This window comes from Ferruginibacter profundus (assembly GCF_054783275.1).
Map to the genome: position 1 here is coordinate 762,744 of NZ_BAAGQW010000001.1, position 14,761 is coordinate 777,504.

Here is a 14,761-nt window from a genome sequence, read left to right on the forward strand (position 1 = left end):
AATAAAAATAATCTTTACAAAAGCATTTTCAAAAATATTTATAATTTAACCGGCACAATATTTAGTTCGTCTGCTGTTTAAAAACACAGGCAAAAGTTTGTAGTATTTTCGCATGCCCTTCTGTAGTTATTCTTCTATTTAATACTAATCTGTTTAAACTATTGCAATAGTAATATAAAACTACCGTTCATTGAAAAAACCTTGAATCAATGAAATTGAGCCCTAAACTTATTATGGCATTCGCAGTGCTGTATGTACTACTTACCGGTAGCCACGCCTTTTCTCAACTGCCCGGTTTTATAAACCGTCAGGCCACCAGTGTGGGTGGAAGGGCAGTACTGGACCCTAATGGAGATGGTTACACAGCAGCAACTACAGCAGGCTTTGGTAATAACGATGTAATAAATTCAGAGTTATTATATACTGCAATTAAGGCATACCCGGTAGAGCCATTCGGCGACCTCGCAAGAGGTGCCAATCATAATTTTTCTGATTTTGTACCGGATACATCAGGCAGTGGGGTATACTACCGTTTTTCTGCCGCTAACCAGCTCATGTTCAGGATGAGGCTGGGTTCCATTGTTCCGGGTTCCAAAGGATATAGTATATTAATGGATACCGATGGAAAATTTGGTGCCACCGGAGCCAATGCAGATCCTAATTACCTGCCGGCCACCACCGGCATTAATGGCAATCCCGGTTTTGAAATTGAGGTAGTGCTGGAAACCAATTCCCGTATTGCCATTTATAATGTGGATGGAACCATATCGCCGGTGCTGGTAAAACAATATACCAACTGGCAGGATATGTCGCAGGTTTCTGTGGCCTCATCTAACGATAATGGAGACCCTGATTTTTTAATTGATTTTTATATTCCTTTTTCTGATCTGCAGGCTGCACCCTTTAATTTAACTACAGGGTCAACGATACGGATGACAGCTACTACCGTAATGTCGCCACAGGCCGCTATTGGCGGGCCACGCTCGGATATATATGGTGTATCCGGTAATAACTATGAAGACTTCATTAATGCACAACCGGCATGTAACATCTTTACCACACCGGCAACCTGCCCCACAGCCATGTGTACTGCAGCGCCATTGGTAAACAGTCCCATTGCAACGGGCACTGTAAATATCAGCGGTACCTGGACAAAATCGGTACTTAGCGGAGCTGCCGGCACAGCAACAATTACCGTATATAAAAACGGTCTGTCGGTAGGTACTGTCAGTAACGTAAGTTCGGGTAATACCTGGACGCTCAATAATATCAGCCTTATAAACGGAGATGTTATCACTGCCAAGGCGCTGGCCACCGCAGAAACCATGTGCTTAACCAGTAATGCAGTAACCGCCTCCACCTGTACTTCTTCAAATATACCGGCAACGCCTGTACTAACCTGCAGCTCCGGCAGCAAAGGGGTGGGAGGAACCAATCTGAGTACCGGCTGGACGGTTCATGTAGATAACGTGACCAGGAATGTACTGGACAACAGCGTAACCAACAGCAGTGCATTGTTTGGTGCCAACACCGGTACCAGCCCTGCTATTACCTGGATCTATTCAGGAGGTTGCACCTCGGGCGCACCACTTACTTCTGGCTCTTATAAAATATATTATACCGATAATGTTACCGGTTGTAATTCACAGCCTGCTTATTTCTGTGCAGCGGGTAATGGCGGGTCTGCATTGGCAGGTAGTCTTGCAGCACCAACTATTACTGCACCGGCAAATACTGTTTTTACCACGGCAACAAAAACCATCAGTGGTACTACCGATGCCAATGCAATAGTATATCTGTATATCAATGGCATCAATACGCAAAACACTACTGCTACTGTTGGGGGAGTGTTTAGTTTTTCAGGTTTAAATCTTTTAGCCGGGCAGCAATTGTACCTGGTGGTGGAACTAAATACGGGTACTGTAAGTACAAGTAAATGCGAAAGCCAGACTATCGTGTACACGGTAGGGTGTTATACACAACCCCCGCTGATAAATGCAGATAATAATAGCCAGGTTACTGCAGGTGCACCAGTAACGGGTACATCAACTGAAATTGCCGGCACTACCATCAGGGTATATACATCCACCAATACGTTGGTGGCTACTACCACTGTACAGGCTAATGGTAGCTGGTCTACCGGTAATGCCGGTACCACACCCGCTACCTATAATGCTGTTGCGGCCACTTCATACTATGCCAATGCACAAAACGGTAGTTGCGGCGTAAGCTCCAATTCGGCTACCTATGCTGCCACTACTGCAACAGCTGCTGCAAGATGTGGTACCATCACCGGCCCTGTAACTTCCGGTACAGCCAATATCTCCGGTACACTTACCGGTTCGTTTACAACCACCACGGTTAACCTTTACCTGGATGGGGAATTGATTGGCACTACCAATACCACCAACGCAGCCTGGGGGCCCATTGCCGTAAATACATTACCCACTAATACATTATATGCCAATGGTGTTTTAAAAATTGGTGTACAGGAAAGCAGTAAGCAGGAGGTAGCCTGCCCGGCCTCTGCGCTGGCCATTGTATGTACACCTTCGCCTACTGCACCTGCATATTCCATCAGCAGCGGCACCGTAAACCAATACCAGGCCATTACGGCAACCATTACCAATGCGGCTATCGGTACATTTTATGCGTTATCCGATTCAGCCACCGGCCAATCGTTCGGGCAGGGTAAATGGGCTACTTCCAACGGCAACCTCAGCTTAAGTACCGATGCTTTTAATGCATCGGGTACCTATAAAATAAAAGTGAGTGCCACATCTATGACTGGTGTTACTTTATGTAATGCAGTTTCTGCCACCAGCACTGTAGTGGTTAACCCGGTAACATTACCCTTATACCTGCTGCAGTTTACCGGGAAAAAAGAAGCCGCAGATAACTTACTGGAATGGATAACCGAGAACGAAATAAACCTCAGCCGTTTTGAAATTGAACGCAGTACCACCGGCGGTAACTTTACTGTGATTGCGGTAAAAAATGCAACAGGTATCAACAGCAGCAGAACTGAATACAGCTATGCCGATTTGGCACCGGCAGCAGGCACCAGCTATTACCGTTTAAAAATGATTGACAATGATGGAAAATTCTCTTACAGCAATGTGGTAGTTATCAGCAGCAGCAGGAATGGTGATGTAAGCATCAGCAACGTTGCTCCTAATCCTTTTACTGAAAAAGTGAGCATCACCGTTACCCTCAACAAGGCTACTGCGCTGCAATTACAGGTCATCGATTTCTCGGGCCGTTTATGCAGCACCAAAAATATGGAAGGCAAAAAAGGAAATAATTACATCGAATTAAACGGCCTGGGTAAACTGGCACAGGGGGTTTATTATATCAGGGTGAGTACAGCTGATGCAGTGTTGCAACAGAAGGTATTGAAAGTTCAATAGTGTTCCGGAACAGCACATCCTGTACCTGTACAAAAGTATTGCGAAGCCTGTATCTGCAAGCTGATGACTTTTCAATCTGAGACAATTTATATAAAAAAATCCGCCTGCACAGGCGGATTTTTTTATGCAGTACTATTTTGCTCCCGGGCCTATTCCAAAAAGCGCATATCCTCATCAGTAAGTTTAATTTCAGTTGCTTTTAAATTTTCTTCAAAATGTTGTAATGATGAGGTTCCGGGTATAGGCAGTATCCAGGGTGAGCGTTGTAACAACCACGCCAGGTTAACCTGCACCGGGCTGGCATTATATTTTTCAGCTATTACAGCTATGCGGTCATCCTGTTTAGGCATTGATTGTACCAAAGAAAAATAGGGTACCAGCGGTATTTCATTTTGTTCACAAATAGCCAGTACTTCTTCGCCACCGCGGTTAGCCGAGCCATATAAATCAATGGTGGTGCGCTGTCCGTGCCCATACATATTTTCCACCGTGGCAACTGGCCCCATCGATAATGCGGTGGTTAATTCTGCGGCACTTACATTACTTACACCCACATGCAAAATTTTTCCTTCCTGCTGCAATTGAAACATGGCTGCCATGGATGCTTCAAATGGCGTATCGCTTCCGGCAATTACCCTGAAATGTACCAATGATAATTGCTCCAGTTTTAAAGTACGCAGGTTTTTTTCTACGCTGCTGCGCAAATTTGCCGCTGTGTTAAAAGGTATCCAGCTCTTATCCGGTTTTCTGGCTCCGCCTACTTTGGTGCATATCACCAGGTCATTAGTGTAGGGATGCAGTGCCTCTGCTATCAGGCGGTTGGTGATATCATCACCGTAATAATCGGCGGTATCTAAAAAATTAATGCCACTGCTGATGCATTGTCTCAATATCTGCAATGCTTCGGGGCGGTTAGCAGGTTCTCCCCAGATGCCTTCCCCGGTAAGGCGCATGGTACCATAGCCAAAACGTTTTACGGTTAGCGGATGGCCGGATTTTCCGGCAATAGTAATAGTGTCAATGTTCATATCGATCCGTTTTTGATAGTGATAATTTTTCTGAGGTACAAAATTGAGGTAAAAAAGAGTGGTGGCAGTTGTAAAGTTCAATCTATTATTTGCAAAATACAAATATCCGGTGTTGCCATGGTGCTGTGTAAAGCGCTTTTCAAAAAAAATGTAAAACGCCGCCTGGTAAAAATGCTTACAGCCGCTTCATAAAATAAAAATTCATGGGCCGGGAAACAGCAAACCCCAACCTTTTATACAAGGCAATAGCACGCTCGTTATCTTCCCTTACGTGTAAAAACGGTTGCCCGCCCTGTTGCAGTATCAGTTGCAGCTGGTGCTGTAATAACGTGCAGGCATACCCTTTACCCAGGTGATCGGGGTGTGTACATACGGCACTGATCTCCGTATACTGTTGTACATGCAGCCGTTGCCCGGTCATGGCAACCAGTTTATCATTTACAAATATGCCATGGTAATAGCCAAACTTAATAGTGCCGGTTCCAAATGGCCCGGGTTTGGTAAGTGTTGCCAGTGCCACCATCTCTTCAATATGCATTTGGCCTAATGGTTGTACATGGGCAAAATCATTCTTAATAGCATTACTTCCCTCATAAACAAATTGTAATCCTTTTATATCGTGCTGCACCTGCCAGCCATTGGGTGCCGGTACAGGCGTGGGAATGGCATATAGAATTTTGCGGCCTGCCGGCAGCAAATCATACAGTTCGTTAAAACCACGGGTGTAATTTTCATCAAAGCCGGCAAACGGCGATACGGCGGCATCAAAAAACTTTACCGTGTCGTTACCAGCACCAAGGTGCTTGTCGCCTGAGCATAAGGCATTATAAACAGGATTATGTAACGGGTGGTTCACTTAAATGATTCTTTACCTTGTTCAGGCGCACCAATATACGCCCAGTTCACATTTTTTGCATACATGGTAAAAACACGCTGCACATCTTCAGCATTTACTGTACTCATCCTGGAAGCAAGGTTCTCTGCCAATTTCCAGTCGCCCATTATCTCGGCATTGCCTAATTGATCGGCTATCTCCGACATTATTTCCTGCCGTTTTGCATAAGCATGCAAATGAGATTTTCGTACATTCTCAATCGTTTTTTCGGTGTACACTTTATTTTTCATGTAAGATAACAGCAAACGCATGGCCTTTACGGTTTCCTTTGGTTGCGTGGTGCTGGCATATAACGTAACATACGAAAGCCTGCCTTCTGACATGGATGCCGAAGGCGCATAGGAAAGCTGTTTGTTTAAACGGATATAATCAAACATGGCACTGTTTAAAAGGCTTACCGCCAAACGAAAAGCAGGGTAGCCGGGATCGTTTAAACAAGGTGCATTAATTATTCCAGCAATGTAATTAGTGGCAAGGCTCCGGCTTTCTATTTTATAAAGTTCCTGTGTAAAAGCAGCATTTTCAATACTTGCTGCTGTATATGGTGTAGCCGGAATAGAAGAAAAGGCTTCCAGTATCTTCTTCTCCAGTTCTTCCCTGGAAATATTGCCTGCTACCACCAGGAACATCCTGTTTTTATTAAGCAATGTATTGTAATAATAATCTTTTACTGCATCCCTGTTTAAAGATTGCAAACTGGCCACAGTGCCGGATGGATTAATGGCGTAAGGGGTTCCAAAAAATGCAAACTCCTGCGCAAACCATTTTAACCGGGCATCAGGCACAGATTGCTCTTCCTTAAGGTCATTGATCTTTTGTTCTTTTAAAAGATTGAATTTTTGTGTTTCAAACACAGGAGATGTAATGGCTGCAGAAAATAGTTTCCATGCTTCATCAGTATATTTTGAAATGCAGCTCAGTTTCATCACACCATAATCATTATCTGCAATGCCTGCCAGGTGTAACCCGTATTCATCTGCCTGGTCATTAAAATCATTGGCCGGGTATTTAGCAGTACCGCATTCTGTTAAAGCAGATAATGCCAGTGATTCAATACCTGCATTGGCTGGAGTGTAATTAGATGCCCCTCCTCTGAAATACATGCTCATCACCAGGGTTTCCTTTTGTGTTTGCCGCAATATCACTTTAAGGCCGCCTGCAGTAAACTCAATGGTATTACTTTGTGCATTACCCGTAGCCGTTATTAGTAACAGCATACATAAATTAACTACGCCGAAATATTTAAAAAAAATAGTTTTCATGATAAATTATTTTGAAAAATAAAAATTGGGATCGGTGGGCAGGCCTGAACCTTTTGGTATGATGAGGCCCGTGCAGGAAAACCGGCCCTTGATATACTTTCTTACATAATTTTTTATATCAGCAGGCGTTACCTTGCTCATGTTTTCACGGTAAAAAGTATAATAGTCGGTAGAGGCACAGGCCCACCAGAAGGAGATCAGGTGAACATACCGTTCCACTTCTTCCCGTTCTTCTACCTGGGTGATGTACAATATATTTTTAGCCCGTTCTAATTGTTTAGCCGAAATATAATCATCCTCATCCCATTTTTCTATTTCCTTTTGCATGGCCTGGTAACATTCCTTTATTTTAGATGGATTGGGAGAAACAGAAAATGTAATGGGCCCCACATATTTTTGAGAATAATAGTTGATCATGATATTATTGGCCAGGCCCGTTTCCTGCAAAGCCTGTGTTAATTTGGACATGCGCTGGTTAAGGATATAAGAAAAAACATCGGCAGTATAAGTGCCCTGTATATCGTTCCGCATATCGGGCCCGTGCCAGCGCATGATCAGCAACGGCGACTCTGCAATAGGCGATTCAATTACCACGAAGCTGCTCTTTTTTAAAGGCGCTATCTCCGGTACCGGGTATTCTTTTGCAGGATCAAATGACGAACTTTTCCAGGAACCATAAATGTCCTCCACTTTAGAAAAAACCTCGGTATGGTCCACATCGCCGCCAACAACAAGCAGGCAATTATTAGGATAATAAAATTTGTTCTTGATGGTTTCCATTTTTTCAGGTGTGGCCGAAAGTATAACATCATGATTGCCGATGATATTTTTGCGGCTATAGCTATTACCCCACAGCAGGTGGTTAAGGGTATCTATCAACACAAAATAAGGGCTTGATTCCTGCCGCTGAAATTCTGCATTTACGATGGGATTTTCTTCCAGCATATCAGCTTTCTTAAACTTAGGATAGCGGATGGCCGCATTCATAAACTCAAGGCCTTTGATGGTATTTTCTTTAGGCAGTGTAAAGTAATAGGTAACGTTCTCTTCCAGCGTTTGCCCGTTATAAGCCATATCCAGTTTATCAGTGGCTTTTAAAAAATCTTCCTGGCTTTTATATTCCTTGTTTGCTTTAAAAAACATGTGTTCGTACAAATGGCTGAGGCCGTTATACTCACTGTCTTCTGTAAAGGAACCGTTTTTACAGGCAATTTCAATGGTGGAGAAGGGAATGGTATGATCTTCCAGCACCATTACTTCCAGTCCATTGGCAAGCTTCTGGTAAAAAACATGTTCCGGAACTTTGGGTTGCGCAAAACAGTTTGAAAAAAACAAGCAGGCAAAAAAGGGTAGCAGTATCAGTTTGTAGTACATATGGATTAATGAAGATTATCAGAATAATAAAATTAAAAATAGGTAAATAAATTAAATATCAAAACCTGTTTATAAGATATTAATGCTGAAGCTTACTAAATGAGATCGGAAGATGGTTATCATTATACCTGGAATATTGCTGCATTTAATAGCAATAACCGGGAAATAATAATAAAATATTTTATCTTACCATAAAAATACAGGCATTGAAAAATTTATTTTACTCAAGTTATTATTTATGGGTTATTTCGAGATTGCTGGTAATAATACTTTTTGGATATAGCCTGGTTGAAGTAGCAGGAGCAGAGAGACATCTTAATTCGATTGAATTCCTGGTTAACTTTCTTTTTTTTATATACCTGATACTAAACCTGGTATTATGTATAAAGGAATTGCAGGGACATCCTAAAAGCAAGATCATCGCAATTATTACAGGCAGCTTTTCAATAACCATGTCAGCCATCGCCATTTACCTGCTTATGTCATTCCGCACCCGGTATACAGAAATAGCCTATATGCTGGCTTTTTGGTTATTACTATTGGGCTTGTTCGATCTGTGCTGTATTGATAACAAAAAGGCAGATACATTTACGGAAGAAGAAGATTCCAATGAAACCTGACAGTCATGTGTCTTCATAAAGGCAATTCAATCCTGCAATAATGAGTAATGCTTAATAACCGTACATTCAAAACAGGAACGTTATATTTTATTTACTATACTCAAACGCTCCCAGGTCCGGTGCCTTACCCTTAAAGGAAAAACCAATAACTTTTCCCTTATCAATAAACTGGCTGTTTGCTTTAAGTTTCATAAAATCAGTATCCGGCAGGCTGCCGTCTGCCTGGCGTGGGGCGGTCAATAAACTTTCATCAAGACTTATAAAATCGGCTTCTGTTGCCTGCAGGTTTACATCAAAATAATTATTGGCTAAAGTACATTTGGCCATATCAATCTGCAGTATTTCTTTTCCTCCTTTATACCCAAGGTTGTTGTACATCGTATGGCCAAATCCCGGCACATCCTGTGCCGTATCTGTAAGGCGGTTAAGCATATTAAAATTGCAGCTGTTGCGGCAGGCCGAATTATTATACCAATTACTGCCGCCCGTATGGTGATTGGAATAAAAGCCATTGGCTTTATTGCGTACCGCCACACAAAACTGTATGGTATTACGGGGAACAGGGTTGGGAATTTCTGTACCCACTTTTTTTAAACCATAACCGCCGCTTTTAAAACCATTGCCATCGCCTTCACTTACAAAATCTTTATTAAAGCCATTATAAAAAGCCCAGCAATGATCAAAAGTGGTGGCTTCAGCAGCATTGATAAGATCGAAACCATCATCACTATTGAACCAGGCCCTGCATCCCCTGAAAACATTATTTACACTGCCCGCCCTGGGGTGGCAGCCAAAACCATCAGTATTGCCGCCCCTGCCATTTTCCGAAAAATAATCCCAGTTGCGGTAGGCATCGCAATTAAGAATAAGATTATCGGAACCTGCCAGCAAATAAAACCCAATGGCCATACCATCGTGCAGCCGTAACTGTTCGTAAATATTATTGCTGCCGTGGTTTTCTATACATTCCGATTGGGTATGGGTTTTAATGGTTACCTGTACACCTGTTACGTCAAACCCTTTTAAATGAATATAAGAACCGGTTACATAAAATGCTGCCACACGCAGGCCCTCTGGTTTTACCGTGGCATAATCAAACACCGGTGTTTCGCCGGGGTAATTGATATAGCTGATATACCGGCCTGCAACGCCACTTTTATCCAGGTAAGTTACACAGGCATAGCCTCTTTCTTTTTTTGCTACCTGTGCTTCGGTAAGGTTGTAGGTGCCGCCCCGTAAATACACGGTATCGCCGGGTTGTACCACCGCCTGTGCTTTTTGAATGCTGGCAAAGGGCTGGCTTTTAGTACCGGCATTATCGTCGTTACCATCAACGGCTACATAATAAATATGGGCAAATGACACCTGCGTTATGGATAACAACAATAAGAAGAGTATTTTTTTCATATAGCTATAATAGGAATAGACTGCTAAAATAGCCGATAGTTAAAATATACCATCCTGTTGTATAGGGTGGGGCACCGCAGTTACTGCTGTTAATGACCCCCCAATTGTTTCAGCATTTTTATATGCGACGAAAAAGCGCTGGCAAAACTGGGTTTTAAATTATAGGGAAAGCCATACTCCAATGCTGTTTGTTGCACAATGGGCGCAATCTTATTATAATGAATATGGCAGATGTTGGGAAACAAATGATGTTCTATCTGAAAATTCAGTCCACCTACATACCAACCCAGTAATGTATTGTTCCTGGCAAAATCAGCTGTGGTTCTCAGTTGATGTACATGCCAGTTGGAATAATTTTCGCTTTCTTCAAAAGGTTGTTCTGCACCTTCTACAACATGGGCCAATTGAAATACAAAACTGAGGATCATGCTGGCTACCCAATGCATAACAATAAATCCAACCAGTACCTGGTACCACTTAAAATTGGTGAGCCACAATGGCAGACCGAATATAACGGCAAGGTATACCAGTTTTCTAAGCGCCATTTTTATAAATTCAGATCTCAGGTTTCCGTGCTGTTCCCTTACCAGGCCTTTCCTGTTATATTTAAATAAATTCGGAAAATCATTGATCAGTTTTGCAATGGTCATCATACCATAAAAAACAAAGGCAAAAATAAATTGAAACTTATGGTGCTTTTTTACCGGGGTTTCCATGGCCAACCTGATGGGCCCTTTTGCAGCAATATCTTCATCCAGCCCGGCAATATTGGTATAGGTATGGTGCAGTACGTTATGCTGTATCTTCCAGTTTAAAACGTTGCTGCCCAGCAGGTATAAACTACCGCCCAGCATATCGTTCACCCAATGTTTTTTGGAGTAGGCGCCATGGCAGGCATCGTGCATTACACTCATGCCCACGCCTGCAATACCAATACCCATTACAATACACATACACAGTGCTGCCCATGCCGGCATGGGTATGGTTAAAATAAGCACAAAGGGTACAATGTATACCAGCACCATTACAACGGTTTTAAAAACCATGGCGGCATTGGCCTTGGTAGAAATATGATTGGTTTTAAAATAGTCGCTTACATTTTTGCGTAATGTATTTACAAATTCTCTTTCTGTTTTCTGCTCCGATTTAAATTGTACTTTATTCATTGTTGATTTTACATTTTAAAAATCGGAAAATATCTTAAAATGATTTGTTCAATACTGACGAACATCATAAAATGTACTGATGATGGTTATGATGAGGAAAGGGATAGCCCCTTATTCAAAAAGTATAAAACACTGCTCTATTTATAACTGGCCTTTTTTTCCAGTACCATAAAAGGTATCACAGAATCATGCCCTTCATCTATTACAACAGACACTTTAAAAAAGCCTTCATACAACTGGCAATTTATTTCCTTTACCTCGTTAATGGTAAAGGTCCGCCTTTGTTTAAAAGGAAAGAGTTTAAAATAATTTTTATTTAGTGTATACTCTTCTTTAAACTGAAAAGAAGGAACCGGGTTTTTAAAATGCAGCTTCTCAAACTTCAGGTTAAAATAAGGTTTGTCATTATCATCATAAAAAATTTTATAGGATGCAAAATCAAAGCTTGCAGTAAAAGAAACCTGGCTGGCAGGCACCGGCTTATTTTTATCATCCACGTACAGGAAAATATTGTTGGGTAGCGTTACCGATATCCCTTGTTTTTGAAAATAGAATTTCCCTTCCGGAGTTACCTTATCAAAAAAATTGCGGATCGCATCTACGCTTAAAAAGGACCTGAAAAAACGGTTGAGATTTTCACTTTCTTTTTTATGGTCTTTATCCTTCAGGTAAATTTTATAGCATACTGCAGAAGCATATTCATTGGTCTTGCTGTAAATTTCCTGCGTAACTGATTTTAGCCGCAGGTTATTATCATATTTAATATCCAGCTTCTTGCCACTCCAATGCTCCACATCTGCAAGCAATTGTTCCAGCACAGGATGATCCTTATGGGGTACATAATTATTTAAAAACTGCGCCACGGCCTGCTCTTCCGAAATATTGTATAGCAATAACGATGTGGTAAAGATCTGCTCATTATTGCCGGGCTTAAATTCGTTCAGCTCAAAGGAGGGATCGTAAGCCGCTATCTTCCATTTTCCTTCGTACTGCACATTCAGCGGCACGGGAATGGAGTCGGTTTCAAAAAAACAGCCCGAGTTACCAATGGCAAAACGCTGTGCCTTTTTACTGCCAAAAGAAAACTGCCTGAACTCTGCATCGTTATTGGCACTCGACTTTCCGTTCCTGTACATATACGGCAATTGCGACGTAAAATCCAGCAGCCAGTTTCTCACCACTCCCAGCTCTTCGGGAAACTTGCCGGCATTGTCAAAAAATATGGCCGATCTTTTAATGGCTGGTTCCTGGCTGTAACCATAGAAGGAGAGCGAGAGGAGGAGAAAAGTAAGGGCTTGCTTCATGTGTTGATTGTAGTTGTAATGATACGGTTTAAAGTATGTTGATAGTTTTTGTTTAACCTGGTAATTCGGTTGTAGTATCATCAGTAATTTCTGTGGGGTAGTAATCATGCTGCTTAAATAATTCATCAAGGTCAAAAGCTGAATTTTCAGGAATATGGACAAAGCATATACCACCAAACACTACCTCCCACATGCCACCTGCATCAAGTACAAGTTGGCCTAATTTTGCCCTTAATGCAGCTTCTGTCAATGAGGTGCTTAACAAAAATTTCCTGGTTTTAAAATCTGAAGCCCTTACAATTTGGGTGAATACTAATTCTCCTTTTGCATCAGTCACGGCGTCAATAATTGTACCGTAGTTAATCTGAAAACTAAATACCGGGTTCTCTATAATCCTGTACGTGCCGTATTCTAAAAACTCGGCAGCAATAGTTTCGGAAACACCATCCGTACTATTAATTATTATTGATTTAATGAGGGTATCCATTATTTCATTTTGCAATTGCATCCTAAAAATAGCATTTTAATTACTGATAGTATGGGTTTACCAAAGTATATACTGCGGTTAAAAAGATATTGAAACCGGCGTTACTCAAACCCATCTTTCACCATATCCCAAAATGCATCCAGCGCAATGATACGGGGCTTTAAAAAACTAATGATAGCAGGCCAGTCAGCGGGGTGCAATATATTTACATGATCCAGTTGCAATGAAATACTGCTGATGGTTTTATGGCCGGTATGCACCGTTTCATTCCATTGCCAGTTAAATGCTGGTGCCAGTATTTTTTTGAGTGCTACAAATTGATGGTAGCACTGTAATCTTTCTGCCGGATGGGGATGCGAAATTTCAATAGCAATAACAGCCCGGTTAGTATCAACCTCCATTTTAAAATGAATGTAACGGACGCCTGTTTTATAATTGATCCAGTTAACAGGCCCACCTGATGCTGATGGTACCGGTTTAAGGTATTGCCCCAGGCTGGTCCAGAATTGAGTGGTTAATTGTGCTGTTTCTGTTTTGGAATACATGGGTGCAAGATAAAATAATATCGCCTTTGCCCGTAACCGGCTGTTGTTGGTATGCAGCAAAGCAAAGCAGCGTTGGCGTACTAGCAACATTACGAAAACATGAAGCGTAACAACATTAATAGACCACTGTTGCATTAATCCGCACCCCGCCATTGTTGGTATGCAGCAAAGCAAAGCAGCGTTGGCGTACCAACAACATTACGAAAACATGAAGCGTAACAACATTAAAAGACCACTTTTGCATTAATCCGCACCCCGCCATTGTTGGTATGCAGCAAAGCAAACCAGCGTTGCCGTACCAACAACATTACGAAAACATGAAGCGTAACAACTATAAAAGATCACTGCTGCATTAATCCGCACCCCGCCATTGTTGGTATGCAGCAAAGCAAAGCAGCGTTGCCGTACCAACAACATTACGAAACATGAAGCGTAACAACTATAAAAGACCACTGTTGTATTAATCCGCACCCCGCCATTGTTGGTAAGCAGCAAAGCAAAGCTGCGTTGGCGTACCAACAACATTACGAAAACATGAAGCGTAACAACATTAAAAGACCACTGCTGCATTAATCCGCACCCCGCCATTGTTGGTATGCAGCAAAGCAAAGCAGCGTTGGCGTACCAACAACATTACGAAAACATGAAGCGTAACAACATTAAAAGACCACTGCTGCATTAATCCGCACGAACCAACATTTTAAACTCATCCACACCGGTACAATAAAAGCTGGCAGATGAATAAAAATACGCCTCCGGCAAAACGCATATCCCGGCCTTAACCGGATTCTGATGAATATAATTGAGTTTTTGATTGAACACTTTTGTAGAACGTAATTCAATCGACAGGGCGTTGCGTTCCCAGAATTGATACAGCCTGTCTTTGGCCTGTACTTTAAACTGCGCTAAAAAATCCGCATTGTATTGTTGCAGGTACAATTTCATTTCCTGGGCTGTATATTTTAAAAAACTGTGTTGAATACTTTGTAAGGTTTGTGGTGGTAAGGGTTGCCAGATTAAATGCAAATGGTTACACATTAATACAAACGCATGTAATTGTATTCTTTTTTGCTGTACTAAATATCGAAGACTTTTTACAATGATCTGCTTGATATCATCTTGCTGCAGTAAGGGTTTCCATTCTAAAATGGTGGCGGTAAAAAATTGGGGCCAGTATTCGGGGTAAAGTGCAGGCATGGGAGAAGTATTTCTTCTTACAGATGAAAATGCGGTGGCGTGGGTTGTATGACAAAGAGAATTGGG

The 14,761-nt window shown here is 41.9% G+C and carries 12 protein-coding genes; 2 read left to right on the plus strand and 10 right to left on the minus strand.

Going from position 1 to position 14,761, the window contains the following annotated elements:
* Positions 1-233 precede the first annotated feature (233 nt).
* Positions 234-3,410, plus strand: coding sequence for a T9SS type A sorting domain-containing protein (locus tag ACYVM0_RS03030; RefSeq protein ID WP_460552258.1), 3,177 nt, complete (start codon positions 234-236; stop codon positions 3,408-3,410).
* A 149-nt stretch (positions 3,411-3,559) separates the two neighbouring features.
* Here ACYVM0_RS03030 and ACYVM0_RS03035 read toward each other — a convergent pair whose 3' ends face one another.
* The 4 genes from ACYVM0_RS03035 to ACYVM0_RS03050 all read right to left on the minus strand — a co-directional run bounded on the left by ACYVM0_RS03035 (position 3,560) and on the right by ACYVM0_RS03050 (position 7,969).
* The gene (locus ACYVM0_RS03035) at positions 3,560-4,438 is read right to left on the minus strand and encodes an aldo/keto reductase (protein ID WP_460552261.1); all 879 of its coding nucleotides are present in this window, start codon (positions 4,436-4,438) and stop codon (positions 3,560-3,562) included.
* 175 nt (positions 4,439-4,613) lie between these two features.
* Positions 4,614-5,294 carry a GNAT family N-acetyltransferase gene (locus ACYVM0_RS03040; RefSeq protein ID WP_460552264.1) on the minus strand — a complete coding sequence of 227 codons (681 nt, stop codon included), beginning with the start codon at positions 5,292-5,294 and terminating at the stop codon, positions 4,614-4,616.
* Positions 5,291-6,595, minus strand: coding sequence for a M16 family metallopeptidase (locus tag ACYVM0_RS03045; RefSeq protein ID WP_460552267.1), 1,305 nt, complete (start codon positions 6,593-6,595; stop codon positions 5,291-5,293). Before ACYVM0_RS03045 ends, ACYVM0_RS03040 begins: the two co-directional genes overlap by 4 nt.
* A gap of 6 nt (positions 6,596-6,601) precedes the next feature.
* Entirely contained in the window at positions 6,602-7,969 is a 1,368-nt protein-coding gene (locus ACYVM0_RS03050) for a M16 family metallopeptidase (protein WP_460552270.1), read from the minus strand.
* 206 nt (positions 7,970-8,175) lie between these two features.
* Between ACYVM0_RS03050 and ACYVM0_RS03055 the strand changes: the two genes are divergently transcribed.
* A complete protein-coding gene (locus ACYVM0_RS03055) occupies positions 8,176-8,589 on the plus strand; it encodes a hypothetical protein (RefSeq protein WP_460552273.1) in 414 nt (137 codons plus the stop codon).
* An 87-nt stretch (positions 8,590-8,676) separates the two neighbouring features.
* On the opposite strand, the gene ACYVM0_RS03060 is transcribed toward ACYVM0_RS03055, so the two are convergent.
* The 6 genes from ACYVM0_RS03060 to ACYVM0_RS03085 form a co-directional block, all read right to left on the minus strand.
* The gene (locus ACYVM0_RS03060) at positions 8,677-9,996 is read right to left on the minus strand and encodes a right-handed parallel beta-helix repeat-containing protein (RefSeq protein ID WP_460552275.1); all 1,320 of its coding nucleotides are present in this window, start codon (positions 9,994-9,996) and stop codon (positions 8,677-8,679) included.
* 89 nt (positions 9,997-10,085) lie between these two features.
* Positions 10,086-11,162, minus strand: coding sequence for a fatty acid desaturase family protein (locus tag ACYVM0_RS03065; RefSeq protein ID WP_460552278.1), 1,077 nt, complete (start codon positions 11,160-11,162; stop codon positions 10,086-10,088).
* Between the two features lie 137 nt (positions 11,163-11,299).
* On the minus strand, positions 11,300-12,466 hold the full coding sequence (locus ACYVM0_RS03070; RefSeq protein ID WP_460552281.1) for a hypothetical protein: 1,167 nt from the start codon (positions 12,464-12,466) through the stop codon (positions 11,300-11,302).
* A 52-nt stretch (positions 12,467-12,518) separates the two neighbouring features.
* Positions 12,519-12,953, minus strand: a complete 435-nt coding sequence (locus ACYVM0_RS03075; protein WP_460552285.1) for a hypothetical protein — start codon at positions 12,951-12,953, stop codon at positions 12,519-12,521.
* A 101-nt stretch (positions 12,954-13,054) separates the two neighbouring features.
* Positions 13,055-13,588 (minus strand): DUF4268 domain-containing protein, encoded by a 534-nt coding sequence (locus tag ACYVM0_RS03080; RefSeq protein WP_460552288.1) that lies wholly within the window; start codon positions 13,586-13,588, stop codon positions 13,055-13,057.
* Positions 13,589-14,176: 588 nt separating this feature from the next.
* Positions 14,177-14,761 (minus strand): REP-associated tyrosine transposase (locus ACYVM0_RS03085; protein ID WP_460552291.1); only part of this gene is annotated, 585 nt, incomplete at its 5' end.